This is a genomic window from Amycolatopsis circi (genome assembly GCF_003385235.1).
Lineage (GTDB): Bacteria > Actinomycetota > Actinomycetes > Mycobacteriales > Pseudonocardiaceae > Amycolatopsis > Amycolatopsis circi.
Map to the genome: position 1 here is coordinate 26801 of NZ_PQIA01000051.1, position 22315 is coordinate 49115.

General features: G+C 69.7%; 19 protein-coding genes. 14 read left to right on the plus strand and 5 right to left on the minus strand.

Annotated features, from left to right (window positions below; genetic code table 11):
• Positions 1-30 precede the first annotated feature (30 nt).
• Positions 31-936 carry a hypothetical protein gene (locus D0D37_RS22155; protein ID WP_167493554.1) on the minus strand — a complete coding sequence of 302 codons (906 nt, stop codon included), beginning with the start codon at positions 934-936 and terminating at the stop codon, positions 31-33.
• 252 nt (positions 937-1188) lie between these two features.
• Between D0D37_RS22155 and rplM the strand changes: the two genes are divergently transcribed.
• The 6 genes from rplM (at position 1189) to D0D37_RS22185 (ending at position 6979) form a co-directional block, all read left to right on the plus strand.
• Complete coding sequence (gene rplM, locus D0D37_RS22160; RefSeq protein WP_009072361.1) at positions 1189-1641, plus strand: 50S ribosomal protein L13; 453 nt, start codon at positions 1189-1191, stop codon at positions 1639-1641.
• An 11-nt stretch (positions 1642-1652) separates the two neighbouring features.
• Positions 1653-2141, plus strand: a complete 489-nt coding sequence (gene rpsI / locus D0D37_RS22165) for a 30S ribosomal protein S9 (RefSeq protein WP_037816243.1) — start codon at positions 1653-1655, stop codon at positions 2139-2141.
• Positions 2142-2347: 206 nt separating this feature from the next.
• On the plus strand, positions 2348-3685 hold the full coding sequence (gene glmM, locus D0D37_RS22170) for a phosphoglucosamine mutase (RefSeq protein WP_116202481.1): 1338 nt from the start codon (positions 2348-2350) through the stop codon (positions 3683-3685).
• 79 nt (positions 3686-3764) lie between these two features.
• On the plus strand, positions 3765-4217 hold the full coding sequence (locus tag D0D37_RS22175) for a hypothetical protein (RefSeq protein ID WP_162834386.1): 453 nt from the start codon (positions 3765-3767) through the stop codon (positions 4215-4217).
• 27 nt (positions 4218-4244) lie between these two features.
• Positions 4245-4562 (plus strand): hypothetical protein, encoded by a 318-nt coding sequence (locus D0D37_RS22180; protein WP_116202483.1) that lies wholly within the window; start codon positions 4245-4247, stop codon positions 4560-4562.
• 2 nt (positions 4563-4564) lie between these two features.
• Complete coding sequence (locus D0D37_RS22185) at positions 4565-6979, plus strand: hypothetical protein (RefSeq protein WP_116202484.1); 2415 nt, start codon at positions 4565-4567, stop codon at positions 6977-6979.
• On the opposite strand, the gene D0D37_RS22190 is transcribed toward D0D37_RS22185, so the two are convergent.
• Positions 6980-7816: a dienelactone hydrolase family protein gene (locus D0D37_RS22190; RefSeq protein ID WP_116202485.1), complete on the minus strand. Its 837-nt coding sequence runs from the start codon at positions 7814-7816 to the stop codon at positions 6980-6982.
• Between the two features lie 194 nt (positions 7817-8010).
• On the opposite strand from D0D37_RS22190, the gene glmS reads away from it, so the two are divergent.
• The 8 genes from glmS to tsaE all read left to right on the plus strand — a co-directional run bounded on the left by glmS (position 8011) and on the right by tsaE (position 17654).
• Positions 8011-9873, plus strand: a complete 1863-nt coding sequence (gene glmS, locus D0D37_RS22195) for a glutamine--fructose-6-phosphate transaminase (isomerizing) (protein WP_116202486.1) — start codon at positions 8011-8013, stop codon at positions 9871-9873.
• 17 nt (positions 9874-9890) lie between these two features.
• Positions 9891-11336 carry an NAD(P)H-hydrate dehydratase gene (locus D0D37_RS22200; protein ID WP_116202487.1) on the plus strand — a complete coding sequence of 482 codons (1446 nt, stop codon included), beginning with the start codon at positions 9891-9893 and terminating at the stop codon, positions 11334-11336.
• A gap of 278 nt (positions 11337-11614) precedes the next feature.
• The gene (locus D0D37_RS22205) at positions 11615-12439 is read left to right on the plus strand and encodes a DeoR/GlpR family DNA-binding transcription regulator (RefSeq protein ID WP_116202488.1); all 825 of its coding nucleotides are present in this window, start codon (positions 11615-11617) and stop codon (positions 12437-12439) included.
• Complete coding sequence (xylB, locus tag D0D37_RS22210; protein WP_116202489.1) at positions 12429-13862, plus strand: xylulokinase; 1434 nt, start codon at positions 12429-12431, stop codon at positions 13860-13862. The genes D0D37_RS22205 and xylB overlap by 11 nt, the downstream gene beginning before the upstream one ends.
• A gap of 3 nt (positions 13863-13865) precedes the next feature.
• Complete coding sequence (locus D0D37_RS22215) at positions 13866-14966, plus strand: ABC transporter ATP-binding protein (RefSeq protein WP_116202490.1); 1101 nt, start codon at positions 13866-13868, stop codon at positions 14964-14966.
• A gap of 29 nt (positions 14967-14995) precedes the next feature.
• Positions 14996-16117, plus strand: coding sequence for an alanine racemase (gene alr / locus D0D37_RS22220; RefSeq protein ID WP_116202491.1), 1122 nt, complete (start codon positions 14996-14998; stop codon positions 16115-16117).
• Positions 16114-17202, plus strand: coding sequence for an alpha/beta fold hydrolase (locus tag D0D37_RS22225; protein ID WP_162834387.1), 1089 nt, complete (start codon positions 16114-16116; stop codon positions 17200-17202). The genes alr and D0D37_RS22225 overlap by 4 nt, the downstream gene beginning before the upstream one ends.
• Entirely contained in the window at positions 17199-17654 is a 456-nt protein-coding gene (tsaE, locus tag D0D37_RS22230) for a tRNA (adenosine(37)-N6)-threonylcarbamoyltransferase complex ATPase subunit type 1 TsaE (protein ID WP_279630330.1), read from the plus strand. The genes D0D37_RS22225 and tsaE overlap by 4 nt, the downstream gene beginning before the upstream one ends.
• A 66-nt stretch (positions 17655-17720) precedes the next feature.
• Here tsaE and D0D37_RS22235 read toward each other — a convergent pair whose 3' ends face one another.
• The 3 genes from D0D37_RS22235 to D0D37_RS22245 form a co-directional block, all read right to left on the minus strand.
• Positions 17721-19124 (minus strand): MFS transporter, encoded by a 1404-nt coding sequence (locus D0D37_RS22235; protein ID WP_116202493.1) that lies wholly within the window; start codon positions 19122-19124, stop codon positions 17721-17723.
• Between the two features lie 371 nt (positions 19125-19495).
• Positions 19496-20812, minus strand: a complete 1317-nt coding sequence (locus tag D0D37_RS22240) for a carboxyl transferase domain-containing protein (RefSeq protein WP_116202494.1) — start codon at positions 20810-20812, stop codon at positions 19496-19498.
• The gene (locus D0D37_RS22245; RefSeq protein ID WP_116202495.1) at positions 20809-22230 is read right to left on the minus strand and encodes an acyl-CoA synthetase; all 1422 of its coding nucleotides are present in this window, start codon (positions 22228-22230) and stop codon (positions 20809-20811) included. The genes D0D37_RS22240 and D0D37_RS22245 overlap by 4 nt, the downstream gene beginning before the upstream one ends.
• Positions 22231-22315 lie beyond the last annotated feature (85 nt).

Consider the following 22315-nt stretch of genomic DNA (forward strand, 5'->3'; position numbering starts at 1 on the left):
TGGGCGCGGGGACCGGCGGAAGGGTGCGCATCAACGCCCCTGCAGTTCGCCGAGCCTGCGGTAGAAGTCCTGTTTGGCCGCGTCGTCCGCGAGCACGGTGACCTGCGAGGCGTCCGGCACCGTCGGCAGGTCCGACACGGTGGCCTCGCCGGTGAACTTGAAGTCGTAGCGCAGTTCGACCTTGTGCCCGTCGCCCTCGAATTTCGCCGCCATCGTGAACTCGGCGAGCGAACCGTCCTGCTTGAGCGTGATCACGCTCGGCACGACGGCCTTGCGCAGTTCCGGCCCGACCTGGTTGACCACCTTGTCCGGCAGCAGTTCGACGCGCCGGTCGAGGAAGATCGAGAACGGCACGTTCACAGTGAGCTGCTCGGTGCCGTCCGCGGAACTCTTCGCGCCGCGCAGCGCTTTCTTGTCCGCCTTGTACGAGCTGTCCACCGCGTCGCCCATCTTGCACGCGATCTGCACCCCGCCCCACGCGCACGGCTGGACGAGCCCGGCCTCCGGCTTGGGCATCGACACCCACGGCGTCGGCGCGAGCGATTTGTAGGCCGGGCCGAGGTAGAGGTACTCGACGGCGCCGTCGGCCGGGGTGAACGAGTCGAGGAACTCGTTGGGGTTCTTCTGCGACCGGTTGTGCACGATGCGGCTCTCCGGGCTGCCGGTGCGCGCGGAGGTGACGATGTTGTGCAGGTACTTGTCGTCGAACTTGAAGTACCGGTCCGCCGAGTTGGTCACGTTGCGCGGGTCGACGATCGTGTCCCCGAGCTTCGCCATGGCCTTCTCGAACTTCGCGCCGACGTACGCGGCGGCCTGGTCGCCGTCGGGCAGCGCGGTGCCGGCGCGGGCCTGCCCGCACGCGGTCGCGAGCGCGAGCACGGCGGCGACGGCTCCCGCCGTCCGTGCGGCTCGGGTCGTCCTCGCTCGTGTCTTCAACTGCCGTCCCCAGGTGCTCGTCGTGCTCGCGCGGCTGCGCGCCCGAATCGTCTCACCTCGAGCGGACGCGCACGGCGGCGTGGTGGTTCCAGGAACCGGTCGGGTATGCTGTGAGCGGCCGACGAGGCGTCTTCGCACCCCCGCTGCACAACTGGCGGGACCACAGGGGTATCTTCATATGTCGTTGTGCGTTGCGGCGCGTCAGCGCTCGGCCCGCACATTACCCACACGCAATGACGACGAGGTAGACCCTTGCCCACGTACAGCCCCAAGCCCGGCGACGTCACTCGTGCCTGGCACGTGATCGACGCCGAGGATGTCGTGCTCGGACGGCTCGCGACCGAGGTCGCCACGCTGCTGCGCGGCAAGCACAAGCCGACCTACGCCCCGCACGTGGACACCGGTGACTTCGTCATCATCGTCAACGCCGAGAAGGTCGCTCTCACCGGTAACAAGCGCGAGCAGAAGTTCGCGTACCGGCACAGCGGTTACCCCGGCGGCCTGCGGAAGCGCTCCTTCGGCGAGCTGCTCGACACCAAGCCCGAGCACCTCGTAGAGAAGGTGGTCAAGGGCATGCTGCCGAAGAACAAGCTCGGCCGCGCCATGGCCAAAAAGCTGAAGGTGTACGCCGGCCCGCAGCACCCGCACGCCGCGCAGCAGCCGCAGGCGCGCGAGATCACCAAGATCGCGCAGGTCGCGCAGTGAGTGAGGAACAGTTGACCAGCACCGAGACCGAGGTCGTCGCTTCGACCGAGACCCCCGCCGAGGCCGTGGCGACCAGCGAGTCCGCCGCCGCCCCGCGCCCGTCGCGTGCCGCCGGTGGCAACGCGCAGACGGTCGGCCGCCGCAAGGAAGCCGTGGTCCGCGTCCGCGTCGTGCCGGGTACCGGTGAGTTCAAGCTCAACGGCAAGTCCCTTGAGCAGTACTTCCCGAACAAGGTGCACCAGCAGCTCATCAAGGAGCCGCTCGTCACCGTCGAGAAGCCGGACTCCTTCGACATCTTCGCCAACCTCAAGGGCGGCGGGATCTCGGGCCAGGCTGGCGCGCTGCGTCTCGCCATCGCCCGTGCGCTGGTCGAGGTCGACGCCGACGACCGCCCGGCCCTGAAGAAGGCCGGCTTCCTGACCCGTGACGCGCGCGCCACGGAGCGGAAGAAGTACGGCCTCAAGAAGGCCCGTAAGGCCCCGCAGTACTCCAAGCGCTGATATTCAGCACTCTGGCGCAACCCTGGAAGCGTCCATCCGTCCATCGGATGGGCGCTTCCGGCGTTTTCCGGGACTATTGATGCGTTCTCTTTCGCTGACGCGACTGTCTTGGGGTAGGGCAGGGGAGCACCCCTGCCGGGCCCGGCGCTAGGTTTGTCGAGGCCCGGCACGCCCCGAGGCTGGTGAATCAAGACAAGGAGGTCGAAATGGCTCGACTGTTCGGCACCGACGGGGTACGCGGTCTGGCCAATGCCGACCTGTCCCCGGAGCTGGCCCTGTCGGTCGCGGCGAGTGCCGCCCGAGTGCTGGCGGCGCACGACCGTTCGCACCGCCCGGTGGCCGTGGTCGGCCGCGACCCGCGCGCCAGCGGCGAGATGCTGGAGGCCGCCGTGGTGGCGGGACTCGCCTCGGCCGGCGCGGACGTCCTGCGGCTCGGCGTGCTCCCGACCCCCGCCGTCGCGTACCTCGTCGGCGCGCTCGACGCGGACCTCGGCGTGATGATCTCCGCCTCGCACAACCCCATGCCGGACAACGGCATCAAGCTCTTCGCCGCCGGCGGGCACAAACTGCCGGACAGCATCGAGGACGAGATCGAATCCGGCCTCGACGCGACCGGCATCACCCGCCCGACCGGCGATGGCGTCGGCCGCGTCACCGACGTTCCCGACGCGCTCGACAAGTACATCGAGCACCTGGTCGCCGCGACCCCGCACCCGCTGACCGGGCTGAAGGTCGTGGTGGACTGCGCGAACGGCGCGTCGTACGCGGCCGCACCGGAGGCGTACCGCCGCGCCGGCGCCGAGGTCGTGGCCCTGCACGCGGAGCCGGACGGCATCAACATCAACGACAGCTGCGGCTCGAATCACCCCGACCTGCTGCGCGCGGCAGTCGTCGAACACGGTGCCGACCTCGGCATCGGCCACGACGGAGACGCCGACCGCTGCGTAGCCGTCGACGCCGCTGGCGAACTGGTTGACGGCGACCAGATCATGGCGGTCCTGGCGCTGGCGCTGGCCGAAGAAGGCGCGCTGGTCAAGGACACCCTGGTCGCGACCGTGATGAGCAACCTCGGCCTGCACCTGGCGATGAAGGCACACGGCATCACCGTCGTCACGACTGCGGTGGGTGACCGCTACGTGCTGGAGGAACTGCGCGCGTCGGGCTTGGCCCTCGGCGGCGAACAGTCCGGCCACGTGGTCCTCCCCGCCCACGCCACGACCGGCGACGGCCTCTTGACCGCGATGCGGCTGATGGCCCGGATGGCCGCGACGGGCAAGCCGCTGGCCGAACTGTCCGCGGTGATGAACCGGCTGCCGCAGGTGCTGGTCAACGTCCCGGTTGCGGACAAGGCAGCGGTGGCCGGATCCGCCGAAGTCCGCGACGCGGTAGGCGAGGTCGAAGCCGAACTCGGCGAGGAAGGGCGGGTTCTGCTGCGCCCCTCCGGGACCGAACAGCTGGTGCGGGTGATGGTGGAAGCCCCGGCCCACGCCACAGCTCAGGCGGCGGCGGATCGGCTGGCGGGGGTCGTGTCCGCGGTCTCCTGACCGAAATATGGTGAATACTCTGCGCCACCAGTGACCCGGCAGGTACATTCCGCAATGCGGGACGAACCGGGGAGGGGCGATGTACGACCAGAGTGAGGTGCCTTCGCATTTCGCCAGAAGTCTGGCGGCAATGGAAGAGGTGCGCGCACAGTACAGCGCCGATCACGAGCGTGCGATCGCCGACGACGAGGCCAGGCAGGCCGCGTTCGCCAAGCTTCTCGAGGAGCACCGCGCTCAGGACGCACAGTCGCAAGCCGACCGCGAGGCCGCTGTCGCCGCCGAGGGAACCGAGGACGACCACGCCGCGTCGGAAGAGGCAGAACGGACCGCCCAGCGGGTTGCCAAACAGGTTGCCGAGGACGACGCGGCCGCCGCGATGTTCCGGGTCGAGGACGACACCGAACCGGCCGCGCCGGCACCACCGGCGCCAGCCGCTCCGCCGCCGGCGTCTCCTCCGCCTGCTTCGGCGGCCCGGCACCGGGCGTGGGAGGACGACGACTTCTCGTCCACCAACTGGATCGACGCAGAGTAGCCGCGGGCGCGAGGGGAGAGGGCGACGATGGCGAAGTTCCACATTGAGCCGGACCAGGTCAAAAAGGTGGCGAACGACGTCTCTACGATGAGCACCTCGTTCAAAGAGATCAAGACTTACACCGCGCAGTCTCAGCTGGCGCCAGCGCATTTCGGCAAGATCCCCGGCCTGTCCGAAGCGGCGGGAGCCTACGTCGCGAAGATGCAGGCGCTCGGCGACTCCGCCGCGAAGGGCAGTACTTTCCTCGGCGGTTTCGCGGAACGGCTCAACACCTCGGTGACCTTGCACAGCGAGAACGAGCAAGAGAACGCCTGGGGCGTCGCGAACGCCGGCAAGGGAGCCTGACTGTGACTCCTCCGGCGGACCAGGGCACTGGTCGTCTCGGCGACACGATCATCGCCCCGCTGCAGCCTCCCTCGGACGTCCATCTCGACGACACGTCCGACAACATTCTCAAGCCGCTGGCCGGTTTCCGGGAAAAGATGACCGGAAAACTCGTGCAGCCGTACACGCGGTGGATGCAGCATCCGTCGCGGAATCTCGGGCTGCGGTTCGCCCCGCCGTATGGCCAGGGCGACGAAGAAAACCGGATGCTGAACGAACTCGGCGGGTTCGGATTCGGTTACCTCTGGGGAGCGCAGGGACGCGCGGCGAACCTCGGCAAGGCGGCGAAAGCCGCGCAGGACGACACCTCTCAGGTCAAGCAGGGCCTGACCGCCGCCTGGCAGGGCAAGGCCGCCGATTCGGCCGCCGAAAAGCTGGACGATTTCAGCAAGGCTTCCGGCGAATACCTCGGCACGGTCAACGGTTTCAGCCAGCTGCTTCAGCAGTTGTGGCAGACGGTCCGCAAGCCGATCCTCGATTTGGGACAGGTGCCCGAAAACGGCGGACAGGCGCCCAAGAAGTTTCTGGACGCGCACAAGCCCGAGGACACCGACGGGCTGTTGAGTTTCATGGACCGGCTCGACGAAGCGATCAAATGGGGCCGACAGGACGACAACGATGGCGAAGTCATCAATCCGCGGAGCGGCTCGGAAGTAGCGCGTAGTCAAGAGGACGGCACTGGCCCGATCAACGCGCAGGACATCCGGAACATGTCGGTGGACCTGGACACCGGTTACGATTCCAAGTGGTCCGACATGTTCTGCCGTCAGATGGACGAGTACTGCCAGCAGTACTCGGACGCGATGGACGCCTACCGGCAGTACATCCGCAACGCGCACACGGCGGCGACGAACGCGCTGCGCGCGTTTTCCGACGGCCTGAACGTGCCGACGGATCCGTTCGGCCGCCTGCAACTCGGCGCCGACAGCGGCAGCGGCGGGCACGACAAGGGATCGTCCGGCCGGAACGACGACGGTGGAGGGGACACCAAGCCGCGCTCCTCTGGCGGCGGGGGCGACACGAAGCCGCAGGAGGCCACCGTGCCGCCGCAGGTCGGTCCGACCCCGGCGCAGCCGCAGACCCCGCCCGCGCAGCCGGATCCGAACCAGAACCCGGTGACGCACAAGCCGCTCGAGGTGGACCCGTCGACCGGGCAGCCGTACCCGATCGACCCGCGAACCGGCGAAGCGGTCAAGACCGAGCACGAAGCACCGGACACCGTGACGGTCCAGCACGGCGATCAGAAGATCACCATGTCGGAGCCGGACGACCACGGGAAGATGGCGGTCTCGATCGGAGACGGGACCGGGCACGACAAGGCGTACCAGCTCGATTTCGGCGACCAGGCCGACAAGGTCCCCGGAACCGCCACTGATGCGGCGCAAGGGAACCCGGCCACTCACCCGAACGACGGTTCGGGGCAGCCCGCACACGACGGTCAGGACGCCGCGGCGAAGCCGCACGACGCTCCCGGCGACCCGATCCACAAGCAGCCGGACGGCGCCTCGCCGACGACGGATCCGGACCAGGTGCACCGCCCTGGCCCGGACGGAAAGATCCACATCGAGGACGGCAGCCTCAAGATCACCGCCGAGCGCCCGAGCGGGCCGGACGGTCCGACCGTGGTGACGGTGGACGACGGATCCGGCGAGCCGACGAAGTACACCCTCGACGACCACGGGAAGATCGATCCGGCTACCGGTCGGCCGGTCGACGGGGTGACCGCTCAGCAGCACGGCGGCGGTGCCGGGAGTCCAGCCGCCCCTGCCAGCGAGCTGCCCGCGGAGCACGTTCGCGAAGGTCGGCAGGTCGTGGCGGACGCTGGCGTGGCCGCTGCCGGACAGGGCGAGCCGGTAAGCGCGCAAGCTTCCGTGCCGCAGGACCACTCGGCGACCGGGCAATCAGCGGCCGCCGACGGACACGACCAACCCGCTGGAGAGCAAACGGGTCGCCACCACGCCCAGCCGGTCGCCGCGGAGGCGGACGCGACCCCAGCGCACGGCATTCCGGTGGAGAGCGGCCCGGACGAGTCCACCACGGCGCAGTCCGTGCTGGACCCGTTCAGCAGCGACCCCGGGCTCGGTCACGTCCCGTCTGACTCGGGTCTCGGGGATTCGGCGGTTCCGGCCGGATGGGAGCAGGACGAATCGGCACATCCGTCCGAACTCGGCACCGCGCCGACCACCACCGATCAGCAGCACGGCCAGCAGATGGGCATGATGGGCAGCCCGATGATGGGCGGCGGCGGGCAAGGCAACTCCGGTGACCAGGAACGCGGGAACAGCGGTTACCGCGTCGACGGCGGCCTGTTCGGCACCGCGCCGGGCGGCAGCCGGATCAGCGGATCGCTCGCGGAGGAGGACGAAGGGCGGCGCTGATCAGGCAGCCGGTTCCTCGTCCTCCGGAACCTCGATCGGCGCGCGCTTCACGTCCGCGTCCAACAGCGGCAGGTACTTGTCCGTACCCGTCAAATGCGTGAGAAAGAACGCAGTGAACAGCGCCTTCGCCAACTGCTGAGTCGCCCGCTGCGGTTTGCCCTGCAGCAGCAACTGGCTCCAGTGCCGCCCCTCGGTCACCGCCAGGTGTGACGACTTCGCCAGCGTCCTCAGCTGCACCGGACCAGCCCACGCCTGCGCGATGGCATCCGCATGGCCGACCGCCGGGGCCACCAGGTCGCCGTCCACCGCCAGGTGCAGGCCGGGGGCGCTGATCACTTTCGCGGCTTCCGTCGCGGGCGGGAACGTCTGTGCCGCAGCCACTGTCGCTACCGCGCGGACCTTCGGGCGGGCATCGTCGCCTGCTCCGGCGGACTGGGCGGCTGCCAATACGGCCGAACCGGCACCGGTGGAGTGGCCTGCGAGGCCCAGCTTCTGTGGGTCGACGCTGATGCCGTCCGGGCCGAGGCGGACCGTGGTGATGACGTCGAGGGTCGTCAGCAGGTCGCCGGCCAGCAGGCGGTGCGACGGGAGCGGGCCGAGCTGGGTCGCGGGGGCCGCGGCGACCACGCCCCAGCTCGCGAGGTGGTGCAGGAGCTGCCGGTAGCGGGTGGCCGGCTGCATCCAGCCGTGTCCGAACGCGATGGCGGGCAGGCCGAGGCCTTGGCGCGGGGTGAACACGACGCCGGGCAGTCCGACCAGGGCGAGGTTGCCGCGCAAAACCTCGTGGGGTCCCGGGTGGGACAGCTCCGTGAGCAGCTGCTTGGGCTTGCTGGCCATGCGCGTGACCTTACTGCCCGCGCCCCGCCCCGGCCCGGTGCGCCACCCCGATCGGTTTAGGGGTGCCCCGCCGGACTGCGCGCGGACCCGGTCAACGGTTGTCCGGGAGGTCGCTCGCCCAGCTCAGCGGCACTGAAAACCCCGCTCTAGGGACCGGAGTAGGGGACTGGACTTGTCTCGTTACGCTAGTTCGCGTGTGTGGAATCGTGGGATACGTCGGACACCGCCCGGCTCTGGACGTCGTGCTCGGTGGGCTCCGCCGCATGGAATACCGGGGCTACGACTCGGCTGGCGTGGCGGTGCTGGACGGCGCCGGCGCGCTGACAGTCGAGCGCAAGGCCGGCCGTCTGGCCAACCTGGAAGCCCGGCTCGACGAGGTCGGCCGCGACGCGTTCGCGGGCACCGCGGGCATGGGGCACACCCGCTGGGCCACCCACGGGGCTCCGATCGACCGCAACTCGCACCCGCACCGGGACACCACCGGTCGCGTCGCGGTGGTGCACAACGGGATCATCGAGAACTTCGCCGCCTTGCGCGCCGAACTTGAGGCCGCGGGCATCGAGATGGCCAGCGACACCGACACCGAGACCGCCGCGCACCTGGTTTCTCTCGCCTACACCGACGGCGACACCAAGGGTGACCTGCCGGCGAGCGTCGCCGCGGTGTGCCGTCGGCTGGAGGGCGCGTTCACGCTCGTCGTCACGCATGCCGACGAGCCGGACACGATCGTCGCCGCGCGCCGGTCCTCGCCGCTGGTGGTCGGGGTCGGCGAGGGCGAGCACTTCGTCGCGTCCGACGTCGCCGCGTTCATCGAGCACACCCGCGAGGCCGTTGAGCTGGGTCAGGACCAGCTGGTCGTCATCACCCGCGACAGCTACGAGGTCACCGACTTCCACGGCGACGCCGCGCAGGCCAAGCCGTTCACCGTCGACTGGGACCTGTCGGCCGCCGAAAAGGGCGGTCACGAGTACTTCATGCTCAAGGAGATCGAGGAGCAGCCGGAGGCGCTGGCGAACACGCTGCGCGGGCACTTCGAGGCCGGCCGGATCATCCTCGACGAGCAGCGCATCTCCGACCAGGACCTGCGCGACGTCGACAAGGTCTTCGTCATCGCCTGCGGTTCGGCTTATCACTCCGGCCTCGTGGCCAAGTACGCCATCGAGCACTGGACGAGGCTGCCGGTCGAGGTGGAGCTGGCGTCGGAGTTCCGCTACCGCGACCCGGTCCTCGACCGCGACACGCTCGTCGTCGCCGTCTCCCAGTCCGGCGAGACCGCGGACACCCTCGAAGCCGTGCGGCACGCGCGCGAGCAGAAGGCCCGCGTCCTCGCGGTCTGCAACACCAACGGCGCGCAGATCCCGCGCGAGTCCGACGCCGTGCTGTACACGCACGCCGGGCCCGAGATCGGCGTCGCGTCGACCAAGGCTTTCCTCGCGCAGATCGCCGCGAACTACCTCGTCGGCCTAGCGCTGGCGCAGGCGCGCGGCACGAAGTATCCGGACGAGGTCGCCCGCGAGTTCGCCGAGTTGGAAGCCATGCCAGCCGCGGTGCAAAAGGTACTGTCCACTGTGGAGCAGACCCGTGAGATCGCGCGGCGGATCTCCGACTCCCGCGCGGTGCTGTTCCTCGGCCGGCACGTCGGGTTCCCGGTGGCGCTGGAAGGCGCGCTGAAGCTGAAGGAACTCGCGTACATGCACGCGGAGGGCTTCGCTGCGGGCGAGCTGAAGCACGGTCCGATCGCGCTGATCGAAGAGGGCCTGCCGGTCGTCGTCGTGATGCCGTCGCCGAAGGGCCGCGCGGTGCTGCACTCGAAGCTGGTGTCGAACATCAGCGAGATCCAGGCGCGGGGCGCGCGCACGATCGTGATCGCCGAGGAGGGCGACGAGACCGTGCGCCCGTTCGCCGACGAACTCATCGAGGTGCCCGCGGTTCCGACGCTGCTGCAGCCGCTGGTTTCCACTGTTCCGCTGCAGGTGCTGGCCGCGGAGATCGCGAGTTCGCGCGGGTACGACATCGACAAGCCGCGTAACCTGGCGAAGTCCGTCACCGTCGAGTAAGACCGGAGGCCGCCGCCGTGCAAGGAATCTGGACTACAGAACGGATTCGCGCGGCGGAGGACCTGCTGCTCGCGCGCACTCCGGACGGCGAGCTGATGCGCCGCGCTTCTTTCGGCCTCGCCGCCGAAGTGGCTGGGTTGCTGGCCGAGGACACCGGCGGCGTTTCCGGTCGACGGGTCGTGCTGCTGGTCGGCTCGGGCAACAACGGCGGCGATGCGTTGTGGGCTGGCGCTTTCCTGCGTCGACGCGGTGTCGCGGTGGCTGCGGTACTGCTGAAGCCGGAGAAGGCGCATCCGGCCGGATTGGCTGCGCTACGGCGATCCGGCGGTCGAGTGGTGTCCATAGCGGACAGTCCACAATGGATTAAGCGAGCGGATGTCGTCGTGGACGGCATCGTCGGCATTTCCGCCCGTGGCCCGCTGCGTCCCGAAGCCGCTGAGCTGGTCGCGCAGATCGAAGCGCCCGTCGTGGCGGTGGATCTGCCGAGCGGCGTCGACCCGGACACCGGTGCGGTCGACGGTCCGCACGTCACCGCCGCGCGCACCGTTACGTTCGGCGCCCTGAAACCCGTGCACGTGCTGGCCCCGGAGGAATGCGGCGAAGTCGTGCTGGTGGACATCGGCCTGCGGCCTTGGCTGGACGAGCCGGATCTGCAACGCCTGGATCTGGCCGACGTCGCCGAGGTGTGGCCCATTCCCGGCCCGGAGGACGACAAGTACACCCAAGGCGTCGTCGGCATCGCGGCCGGATCGGCGACGTATCCAGGAGCGGCGGTGCTCGCGTCCGGTTCGGCGGTCCGCGCGACGGCGGGCATGGTCCGCTATGCCGGACACGCGGCAGATGTCGTGCGCTCGCGCTGGCCGGAGATCGTTGCGACCGGTTCGGTCACCGACGCGGGCCGGGTGCAGGCGTGGGTGGTCGGCCCGGGCATCGGCACCGGCGGGGAAGGCAGGGAAATCCTGCGGCACATCCTCGGCCAGGGCGTCCCGGTGTGCGCGGACGCCGACGCGACCACACTCATCGCGCACACCCCCGAAGTCCTCGACGCCCGCGACCCGGACACCCCGCTCGTCCTCACCCCGCACGCTGGTGAATACGAACGCCTCATGGGCCGCCGCCCAGGTGCAGACCGAGTCGCTGCGGCGCGCGAGGCGGCGAAGAAGTACGACGCCGTTGTGCTGCTGAAAGGCCACTGCACGGTCGTCGCCGCCCCGCGCGGCCGCGTCGCGGTGAACACCCCGCGCGGTTCATGGCTGGCCACGGCTGGCTCCGGCGACGTGCTCACGGGCCTAGTCGGCTCGCTGCTCGCCGCCGGTCTCGACCCGTGGCTGGCCGCTGCGGCCGCCGCGCAGGTGCATTCGCTGGCGGGCGCGCTCGCCGCCGAGGACGTGCCGACGTCGGCGTCCGGTCTGGTCGACGCCATCCCCGCCGCGCTTCGGTTGGTTCGCGCGACGTCCCGCTGACCAGGCTTTCCCCAAGGAGGTCTTCTCAGTAGCGGGTGGGGGTGTCGGAGGTCCGTGAGGGGCACCCTGAGGGAATCAGAGTCCCCCAGGGTTCCCCTCACGGACTCGCGCGCGGGTAGAAGCCGCACGCGCCCGGCCTCGTCCCGCAGAAGTCCGTGAAGGACTCCTTGAGGGAATCAGATTCCCTCAAGGAGTCCTTCACGGACCTCGACCTCGCGCACCGCATAGTTATCGAGTTACGTGTTAACTCGGCTCGTGATATCTGGTAAGAACAAGATGTGAGTCGAGACACGCCTGGACGGCCGAAGACGCGCCCGTCCGACGCCGCGGTGGAGCAGCGGCGCCACGAGATCCTCGACTACGTCATTGACCAGGGCGAAGTCCGGATCGACGACCTCACCGCCCGGTTCGGCGTCAGCCTCATGACGATGCACCGCGACCTCGACGAACTCGCCGACAAGCGGATGCTGCGGAAGCTGCGCGGCAAGGTCGAGGCGTACCCCGCGCTCACCATGGAGACCGCGAGCCGGTTCACGCTGCACTCGGCCGAGAAAGAAGCCCTCGCCGACCTCGCGATCCAGCAGGTCGAGCCCGGTCAGGCCGTGTTCGTGGACGACTCCACCACGCTGTTCCCGCTGGTCGAGCGACTCGCCCAGATCGAGCGCCTCACCGTGATCACCAATTCGCTGCAGGCGGCGCGGCTGCTGGGCACCGGCGTCGAGGTGGTTCTCGCCGGCGGGCATTACGACCCCGAGTACGACTCCTGCTCCGGTCCTGACGTGCTCGCGCTGCTCGAGCGCATTCGCGTGGACATCGCGTTCGTTTCGGTGAGCGCGGTCGCGGTCGGCCGGCTCTTCCACCCGGTCCGCGACTACGCCGAGCTGAAGAAAGCCGTGCTGCGCGCCGCGAACCGCAACGTGCTGGTGCTCGACCACTCGAAGTTCGGCCGCACCGCGACGTACGCGCACGGCACCGTCGGCGATTACGACCTCCTGATCACCAGCGAAGCCACTCCGACCGAGGAGATCGAGGCCGCGCTGAACGAGGGAACGGCGGTCGAGGCCGCGGAGTACGTCGAGGAGGGGCAGCCCTATGACAGCTGAGCTGGTGGCCGGGGTCGATTCGTCGACCCAGTCGACCAAGGTCGTGGTCTGCGACGCACGCACGGGCGAGATCGTGCGCACCGGTCGCGCACCGCATCCGGACGGCACCGAGGTCGACCCCGCAGCGTGGGCGCAAGCGTTTGCGGACGCCACTCGCGCCGTCCTCGACGGCGTGAAAGCCATCGGTGTCGGCGGTCAGCAGCACGGCATGGTCACGCTCGACGAGGCTGGCGAGGTAGTCCGTCCCGCGTTGCTCTGGAACGACACCCGCTCCGCGCAGGCAGCCAAGGACCTGACCGAGGAGCTGGGCGGACCCGGCGTGTGGGCGAAGTCGGTCGGGCTGGTGCCGGTCGCCAGCTTCACCGTCACCAAGCTCCGCTGGCTCGCCGAGCACGAACCGGAGAACGCCGACCGCGTCGCGCGCGTCCTGCTTCCGCACGACTGGCTCACCTGGCGGCTGCTCGGCCGTCCGGAAACCGCGGTGACCGACCGCGGCGACGCGTCCGGCACCGGTTATTTCTCGCCGACGGACAACACTTATCGCCAAGACGTCCTCGCGCACGCGTTCGGCGGCCGTACCCCGGATCTGCCGACGGTGCTCGGTCCCTCCGACGTCGCCGGGCACACCAGCGACGGCATGCTCGTCTCCGCGGGCACTGGCGACAACATGGCCGCCGCACTCGCCCTCGGACTGGCTCCGGGCGACGCGGTGATGTCGATCGGCACCAGCGGCACGGTTTTTGGCGTCACCGAGACCGGCGCGGCCGACGCGAGCGGCCTGGTCGCCGGATTCGCCGACGCCACCGGCCGGTTCCTGCCGCTGACCGCCGCCCTCAACGCCGCCCGCGTGCTCACCGCGGGCGCGGCGATGCTCGGGGTCGACCTGGCCGAGTTCGACCGGCTCGCGCTGGCCGCCGAACCGGGCGCGGACGGGCTCACGCTGCTGCCGTACCTCGACGGCGAGCGCACTCCGAACCTGCCCGGCGCGACCGGTTCGCTGCACGGTCTGACCAGGGCGAACATGACGCCGGAGAACGTCGCGCGGGCGACCGTCGAGGGAATGGTCTGCGGGTTGGCCGCCGGGCTCGACGCGGTGCGTGCGCAGGGCATGGCGGTGAAGCGGGTGCTGCTCATCGGCGGCGGCGCGCAGTCCGCCGCGGTGCGGGCGATCGCGCCGATCGTGCTCGGCCTGCCCGTGGTGATCCCCGAGGTCGGCGAATACGTCGCGCAGGGCGCCGCTCGGCAGGCCGCCTGGGCGCTCGCGGGCACCGCCGAACCGCCGGTGTGGCACGGGACCGAAAACCAGCTCGTTTTGGACGAACCCGCCGGGGCACTGCGCGCCGCGGGCATCGAGATCCAGCAACGCCACCTCGAGGCGCGCGAGGCCGCGCACGGGGTTTCCGCGAAATTGGGAGAGGACTGACCGATGGCCAGCATCACCTACGACAAGGCGACCCGGCGCTACTCCGGGACCGAGCGTCCCGCCGTCGACGCGCTGGACCTGGAGATCGCCGACGGCGAGTTCCTCGTGCTGGTCGGGCCGTCGGGCTCGGGCAAGTCCACCGCGCTGCGGATGCTCGCGGGCCTGGAGGACATCGACGACGGCGCGGTCTGGATCGGCGACCGCGACGTCACCCAGCTGCCGCCGCGTTCGCGCGACATCGCGATGGTGTTCCAGAACTACGCGCTGTACCCGCACATGACGGTCGCGCAGAACATGGGCTTCGCGCTGAAGATCGCCGGGCGGCCCGCGTCGGAGATCAAGCAGAAGGTGCTCGACGCGGCGAAGCTGCTGGACATCGAGCAGTACCTGGACCGCAAGCCGAAGGCGCTGTCGGGCGGTCAGCGGCAGCGCGTCGCGATGGGCCGCGCGATCGTCCGTGAGCCGCAGGTGTTCCTCATGGACGAGCCGCTGTCGAACCTCGACGCGAAGCTGCGCGTCTCGACCCGTACGCAGATCGCCGCACTGCAGCGTCGGCTCGGCGTCACCACCGTGTACGTGACCCACGACCAGGTCGAGGCCATGACGATGGGTGACCGGGTCGCGGTGCTGTCGGATGGTCTGCTGCAGCAGTGCGACACTCCGCGCGCGCTGTACGACCGGCCCGAAAACGTGTTCGTCGCGGGCTTCATGGGCTCGCCCGCGATGAACCTGGTCGCCGCGAAGCTCACCGCGGACGGTGCCGAGGTCGGCGGCGTGCAGGTGCCGCTCACCCCGGCGGTCCGGTCCGCGGCCGACGGAGACACGGTCACTATCGGTTTCCGTCCGGAGGCGCTGGAGGTCACCACCGACACCGAGGGCGCGCTGCCGATCAAGGTGGAGCTGGTCGAGGAGCTGGGCTCGGACGCGTACATGTACGGCAAGCTCGGCGCGGGCGTCGCGGAGACCGCCGAGGGCTCGTCACGCAACGTGGTCGCGCGCGTCGACCCGCGTATGCCTCCCAGCATGGGCGACACCCTGCACCTGCGGATCCGCCCGGACGAACTGCACGTGTTCTCCGGCACATCCGGGCAGAGTCTCTCCTGAGCCGATGACGTGGGAAACTGGCAGTCGTTATGACTGCCAGTTCTCCGCACGCCGAGACCGTGGTCGATCTCGGTGCCGTGCGCCACAACGTTTCCTTGCTGGCCGACCGGGCACCCGGCGCGGCCGTGATGTGCGTGGTCAAAGCCGACGCGTACGGGCACGGCGCGGTGCCGGTCGGTCGCGCCGCGGTCGAGGCCGGGGCGACGTGGCTCGGCACCTGCTCGCTGCAGGAAGCCCTCGACCTCCGGGCCGCTGGGCTGTCGGTGCGGCTGTTCAGCTGGCTCGACGTGCTGGAGCTGGATTTCGCGCCCGGCATCGAGGCGGACATCGACCTCGGCGTCAGCTCCCTCGGTGAGCTGGCCCGGGTCGACGCCGCGGCGGAGCGCGTCGGAAAGCGCGCCCGCGTGCACCTCAAAATCGACACGGGGCTGTCGCGCAACGGCTGTCCGGCCGCCGACTGGCCCGCGCTGGTCGAGGCGGCGGCCAAGGCGCGCGGCGTCGAGGTAGTGGCCGTCTGGTCGCATCTGGCCTGCGCCGACGAGCTGGGACACGCGTCGATCGACGCGCAGGCGAAGCTGTTCTCCGAGGCCTACGACGCGGCCCGCGCCGCCGGGCTCGACCCGATCCGGCACCTGGCCAACTCCGCGGCCACGCTCACCCGGCCCGACCTGCACTTCGACCTGGTCCGCCCGGGCATCGCGATGTACGGCCTCAACCCGGTGCCCACCGACGACGACCTGCGCCCGGCGATGACCTTCCGCTCCAGCGTGGTCCTCACGAAGCCGCTGGCGGCCGGCGAATCCGTCTCTTACGGCCACACCTGGACCGCGCAGGAGGACACCACGCTCGCGCTCGTGCCCGCCGGGTACGCCGACGGGGTGCCGCGCACGCTGTCCGGCCGGATGGACGTCTGGCTGGGCGGGCGACGGCGTCCGGTCGTCGGGCGGGTCTGCATGGACCAGCTCGTGGTGAACGTCGGCAACGAGGACGTGCCTCGCGTCGGCGACGAGGTCGTGCTGTTCGGGCCAGGCCGCTCCGGCGAGCCGACCGCGCGCGAGTGGGCGGACAAACTCGGCACCATCGACTACGAGATCGTCACCTCGATGTATCGGCCGCGCGTACAGCGCCGGTACGTGGGGGAGCGGGCGTGACTCCTTCGGCGCGGCTGTGGGCGATCGTCGGCGGAGTCGGAGCGGTAGTGACGGGTGCGGCCGCGGCAGTTGTCGCGACGCAGCAACGCAAACCGACCGAAGACCCGTTCGCTGACGAGCCGTTAGGCGAGCTGAAGCCGGACCGTACGTCCACTGTCGCCGCCGAAGACGGCACGCCGCTGTCGGTCGAGGAAATCGACCCTGAGGACGGCGAAAAGCCTGAGCTGACTCTCGTCGGCGTACACGGCTTCGCGCTTTCGCGGCGCTCGTGGCACTTCCAGCGCCGCGACGTCGCTTCGCTGCGACTGCCCCGCGTACGGCAGGTCTACTTCGACCATCGCGGCCACGGTCTGTCCGGAGAAGCGTCCACCGAGACGTCGACGATCGAACAGCTCGCGCACGACCTCGACAGCGTGCTGCGCGCGATGGTGCCCGAAGGACCGATTGTCCTGATGGGACATTCCATGGGCGGCATGGTGATCATGGAGCTGGCCGCGCAACGGCCAGACCTCTTCGAGGACCGCGTCTGCGGCGTCGCCTTCATCGCGACCGCGGCGGGCGAAGTCGGCGCACGCGGGTTGCCGAGGCCGTTGCTGTCCAAGTACAACCCGCTCACTCGCGGCGTCGGCGAGCTGGCCGGATGGCAACCCGGGTTGGTGGAGTTCGTCCGCGCCGCGGGCGGTCAGCTCACCCGGCAGGCAGTGCGACGGCTCGCGTTCGGCAGCCGCGACGTCTCGCCGCGCCTGGTCGATTTCATGCTGGAAATGCTGGCCGTCACGCCGGTGCGCGGGCTGATCAACTTCGTGGACACTCTCGGCAGCCACAATCGCTACGCTGTGCTGGCCGGGCTGAAACACGCACAAGTGCTGGTCATCGGCGGCGACTCGGACCGGTTCACGCCGTTCGCGCACGCCGAGCGGATCGCCGCCGAGCTGCCGGACGCCGAGCTGGTGCGCGTGCGCGGAGCCGGGCACATGGTGCAGCTCGAACAGCCCGAGCTGGTGAACAGCCATCTCATCGACCTGCTGCAGCGCTGTGGTGGCAGCGCCGCGCCGAACCGGCGAAACTGGTGGTGGACAAGGTGATTCTGGAAACCCCCGAGGACACGATGGCCTTCGGGCGGACCCTGGGCGCGGCCCTGCGCGCGGGCGACCTGGTGCTGTTGGACGGTCCGCTCGGGGCCGGGAAGACGACGCTGACCCGCGGGATCGCGGACGGTCTCGGCGTCGGCGGCCGGGTCAGCTCGCCGACATTCGTGCTGGCGCGAGTACACGCCGCGGGCGCGGCCGGGGTGCCGTTGATCCATGTGGACGCGTACCGGCTGGGCGGCGATCTGTCCCAGTTGGACGACCTCGATCTGGACACCGACCTGGAGTCGTCCGCGGTGGTCGTCGAGTGGGGCGAGGGCAGCGCCGAGCGGCTGTCGGAGGACCACCTGGTCGTCCGGCTGACCCGCCACGACGACGACACCCGGACCGTCGTGCTGGAACCGCACGGCTCCTGGACCACCCGGGTCGACGAGCTGCAAGCGGCCTGAAAGCCGTGAAGGGCCCCTTGAGGGAATCTGATTCCCTCAAGGGGCCCTTCACGGCCCGTTAGGCGATTACCGCCCGGCGGTGGCTTCCTCGCTGGCGGACAGCGAAGGAGCCGAGCCAGGCAACGGCTTCCTCGCGGTCTCCTTCAGCTTCAGCAGCGTGATCACGCCGACCACCCCGGCGATCATCAGGTAGTACCCAGGCCACTTGAGATCCCCGGTCGCCAGCACCAGCGCGCTCATCACCAGCGACACCGTCCCGGCGAACGCGGACACGAAGATGTTGAACGAAATCGACAACCCGCCGTACCGGACCTCGGTCGGGAACAGCGCGGGCAGCGTCGACGGGCAGGTCGACGAGAAGCAGATCAGCAGCAGTCCCATCAGGATCAGGCCGAGCAGCACCGAGATCAGCGACCCGCTCTTGAGCAGCAGCACCATCGGAAGGCCGAGCACGATCAGCCCGCCCGCGCCGACCCACAGGATCGGCTTGCGGCCGTACTTGTCGCTGAGCTTGCCGAGGAACGGGATCAGCAGCACGCCCAGCCACAGCACGCCGATCTGCAGCCATTCCGCCGCGGTGGCCGAGATCGCCTGCCCGCCGTTCGCGGACATCGTGCGGTCGTCCTTGAGGTAGGTCGGCATGTAGCTGGTGAGCATGTAGTTGGTGACGTTCCAGGTCACCACGAGCCCGCCGGCAAGCAGCATCGTCGGCCAGTACTTCGCGAAGATCGTGCGGACCACGTGCTTGGCCTCGGAGTCCTCGCGCTTGCCGGACTCGTCCAGCAGCTGCTGGAACGCGGGCGTCTCCTCGAGCTTCGTCCGCAGGTAGACGCCGACGATGCCGAGCGGCAGCGCCACCATGAACGGGATCCGCCAGCCCCAGGTGTCCATAAAGGCCGGGGTCGACACCAGCGGGAGCACCGACGAGACGGTCGCGCCGAGCGCGTACCCGATGAAGGTGCCGAACTCCAGGAAGCTGCCGAAGTAGCCGCGGCGGCGGTCCGGGCTGTACTCGGCGATGAACGTCATCGCGCCCGCGTACTCGCCGCCGGTGGAGAAGCCCTGCAGGACCCGCGCGCAGACCAGCAGGATCGGCGCGGCCAGTCCGATGGACGAGTACGACGGGATCAGTCCGATGAGGAAGGTGCCGGTCGCCATCAGGATGACGGTCACCGCGAGCACCTTGGTCCGGCCGATCTTGTCGCCGAGCGGGCCGAAGAACAGGCCGCCGAGCGGACGCACCAGGAACGCCACCGCGAAGGTCGCGAACGTCGCGAGCTGGGCCAGCGCGGGATTGCCGGGCGGGAAGAACTGCGCCTCGATGGTGGTGGAGAGGTAGCCGTAGACCCCGAAATCGAACCACTCGGTGATGTTGCCGACCGCGGCCGCGCCGACCGCCCGGCGCATTGTCGCGTCGTCCGTGACGGTGGCGCCGCCCGACGGCCCCCTCCCGTCTGCTGCCTCTGTCACATCGCTCCCTTCGCGTTTTCAGGACTCACTGCGCAGAGCCCCCGACATCACCTACCGCGAGCAATGCAAAGCGTAACGTGATACGTCTCACTCCCGCACGGGGGTAGCGGAGGTAACGCGTAGCGGGGACCATGCGTTATAGCAGGTAGATACCTGTAAAACCCCATCAACTCGCACACGTCGGCCAGCGGATCATCCGGATTCGCCGACGGCATCGACGCGTGCACCCGTGAGGAGGAGCCGCAATGACGGCAGTATTCGTGGCCATCGCAAGCTGTGCAACCGCGGGAGTCGCTGTCGCGGCTACCCTCGCGTCCTACGCGCAGCGCAAGTGGCGGGTCCAGGCTGTCGAAGCCTGACCGTTCAGGACTCTAGAACTCGACGATCCCGGCTGCCAGGCCGAGGCCGACCAGATCCTGTGGACGCAACCGCAGCTGGTCGGCCACGGCCGGCACGTCGGTCATCGGGCGTTTCAGGATCGCCGCCGCGGCTTCCGGCGAGGTGACCGAGAAGTAGGCGTCCGGGGTGATCCAGGTCGCGCCCGGAGCGGCGAAAGCCAGTGCCCCACCGGAACCGCCTTCGCCGATCACCAGCGTGGTGACCGGAACCGCGGCGGTGGCGATCGCCTCGAACAATTCCGCGATCGCTGGTCCGATCCCGCCTTCTTCCGCTTCCGCGTCGTTTGCCGCGCCGGGAGTGTCCACAAGCGTCAACACCGGAATTCCTAGCCGGGACGCCAGCCGCACGAGTCGTGCCGCCGTGCGGAATCCTGCCGGGCGCGTCGCCGTGCCGCACTGTGCTGCGTACGCGATCGCACGGCTTTCTCGCCAGCCGAAGCCGCACTGCACGCCTTCATCGACGTGACCGGCACGGTCGCCTTGTACGTTCTCTCGCCAGTCGAAGTACGCGTCGAGGTACTCGGGTGCGCGCGCTCGCGAAGAGGCCCGCGCCGTCCGTACGGCGTCCCAGCCGGTTTCGGGCAGCGCGGCTTTGCGACGGGCGTTAGGCGGGGGAGCGGGCTCTGTCGATGGCGAAGCCAACAGTTGTAACCATCGCGCGAGTACGTCGCCCAGCTGTTCTGTCTCAACGAGACGGTCGACCTGTCCCCATTCCAGTTTCGCTTCGACGGTGTACGCCTCCGCAGGCGACGTCGCAGGCCGTACGCGGGAGCCAGCGAAGCCCACTTGGGCGTCTGGCAGCCCCAGCACGATGTCGGATCCGGCGCCGAGCGTCGCCCAGCCGCCGCCGGTGGACGGATTGCGGAGAACGGAAATCTGCGGGACACCCGCCGCGCGTGCTTCCGCGGAGGCGCGCGCGATTCGCTGGAGCTGGGAAAGCGCACGCATGCCGTGTTGCATCCGGCTGCCGCCAGTCGCGACCAGCGAAACCACCGGCAGTCCGCGCTCCTTCGCATGGGCGAAGGCGGCCTCGACGCGGTCGCCGGTCTGCTGTCCGATCGAACCGCCGAGGAAGCCGAACTCCCAGGCGATCAGCACTGTCGGCACGTCGCCGATCCGGGCTTCCCCGACGACGACCGACTCGGTCTCGCCGGTGCGCGCGGCGGCTGCGGCCCGGGCCTCCGGATATCCCGGCCAGCCGAGCGGATCGTCCGCCGGAGTGTCCGCGAGAGGTAGGTCGGTGAACCCGGCGGAGAGGGCGGCCAGCAGCTCGCGCGCGGTGGTGCTCATCCCAGCGCTCGCTTCATGACCTTGCCCATGTCGTTGCGCGGCAACGCATCCAGATACCGCACGACGCGCGGCCGCTTGTGCGGAGCGAGCAGCTTCGACACGTGGTCGGCGAGTGCTTCGAGCGCGGGCCGTTCGCCGTCCGGCACGACCCACGCGACGATCCGCTCGCCGAGGTCGTCGTCCGGTTCGCCAGTCACCGCCACCTCGGCGACGTTCGGGTGTTCCAGCAGCGCGTTCTCGATCTCGCCCGCGCCGATCTTGTAGCCGCCGCTCTTGATCAGGTCGGTGGCCTTGCGGCCGACGATGCGGACGTAGCCGTCGGGGTCGCGGGTGGCCATGTCGCCGGTGCGGAACCAGCCGCGGTCGAGCGCGGCGGCTGTCGCGTCCGGACGGTTGAGGTATTCGGTGAACAGATTCGGCCCGCGGACCTGGATCTCGCCGACCGCGTCCGGCTCGCTGATCTCGGTGCCGGACTCGTCGACCAGCCGCAGGTCGACCCCGGCGAGCGGGACGCCGACCGAACCCGGCTTGCGCTCGCCGTCGGCGCGGACGCTGGTGTTCATCAGCGTCTCGGTCATGCCGTAGCGCTCCACGACCTGCTGTCCGGTCGCGGCGGTGATCCGCTGGTGGTCGTGCACCGGCAGCGCGGCCGAGCCGGAGACCAGCAGCCGGGCGGACTTGAGCGCGTCGGTGAGAGCTTCGTCGGTCGCGACCGCTTCGGCGATCCGGTGGTACATGGTCGGGACGCCGAACAGCATCGTCGCGCCGTTCGCGAGTTCCTCGGTGACGCCTTCGAGGGAGAACCGCCCCAGGTGGCGGACCGTTCCGCCGCGGCGCAGCGGACCGAGGATGCCCAGGATCAGGCCGTGCACATGGAACAACGGCAGTCCGTGAACGAGCACGTCGTCGGCGGTCCACTGCCAAGCGTCCTCAAGCGCGTCGAGCGTGGTCGCGATCGACCGGCGGGGCAGCACGACGCCCTTGGGCGGACCGGTCGTGCCGGAGGTGTAGACGATGAAGGCGGGAGCTTCGGCGTCCGGTTCGCTGGCCGGCGGTTTCCCGTTGCTTTCCAGCGGAATGTCGTGACGCGGCAGGTCGAGCGCGGCGGGCAGTTCGACGCCGGGTTCGGCGAGCACCAGTGCGGGCTCGCTGTCGGCGAGGATGTGCCCGAGTTCGCGTTCGCCGATCTTGGGATTGAGCGGGACCACCGGAACCCCGGCGAGCAGCGCGGCGACCACCGCGACGCTGGTGTGCAGCGTCGGCGTCGCCCACACCGCGACCCGGCGGTCTCGGGGCAGTTCGGCGGCGAGCGCCCCGGCGACCGCGCCAAGTTCGGCGTAGGTGAGTTTTCGGTCGCCGAAGCGCAGTGCTTCCTTGTCGGATCCGGCGGCGACTGCGGGAAACAGCGGATCGGGCACTTTCGCGGACCTCCTGCGTCACCGGCGCCTGGAATCGCACCGTACCGCCTTGCGGCGGTCGCCACCTGCGACGCGATTCACAGCC

What these genes read in the sequence shown, in the direction of transcription:
- glmM (WP_116202481.1), top strand. Translation starts at nt 2,348, where the DNA reads ATGGCTCGACTGTTCGGCACCGACGGGGTACGCGGTCTGGCCAATGCC.
- D0D37_RS22240 (WP_116202494.1), bottom strand. Translation starts at nt 20,812, where the DNA reads ATGAGCACCACCGCGCGCGAGCTGCTGGCCGCCCTCTCCGCCGGGTTC.
- xylB (WP_116202489.1), top strand. Translation starts at nt 12,429, where the DNA reads ATGACAGCTGAGCTGGTGGCCGGGGTCGATTCGTCGACCCAGTCGACC.
- D0D37_RS22215 (WP_116202490.1), top strand. Translation starts at nt 13,866, where the DNA reads ATGGCCAGCATCACCTACGACAAGGCGACCCGGCGCTACTCCGGGACC.
- alr (WP_116202491.1), top strand. Translation starts at nt 14,996, where the DNA reads ATGACTGCCAGTTCTCCGCACGCCGAGACCGTGGTCGATCTCGGTGCC.
- D0D37_RS22190 (WP_116202485.1), bottom strand. Translation starts at nt 7,816, where the DNA reads ATGGCCAGCAAGCCCAAGCAGCTGCTCACGGAGCTGTCCCACCCGGGA.
- D0D37_RS22180 (WP_116202483.1), top strand. Translation starts at nt 4,245, where the DNA reads ATGGCGAAGTTCCACATTGAGCCGGACCAGGTCAAAAAGGTGGCGAAC.
- D0D37_RS22175 (WP_162834386.1), top strand. Translation starts at nt 3,765, where the DNA reads ATGTACGACCAGAGTGAGGTGCCTTCGCATTTCGCCAGAAGTCTGGCG.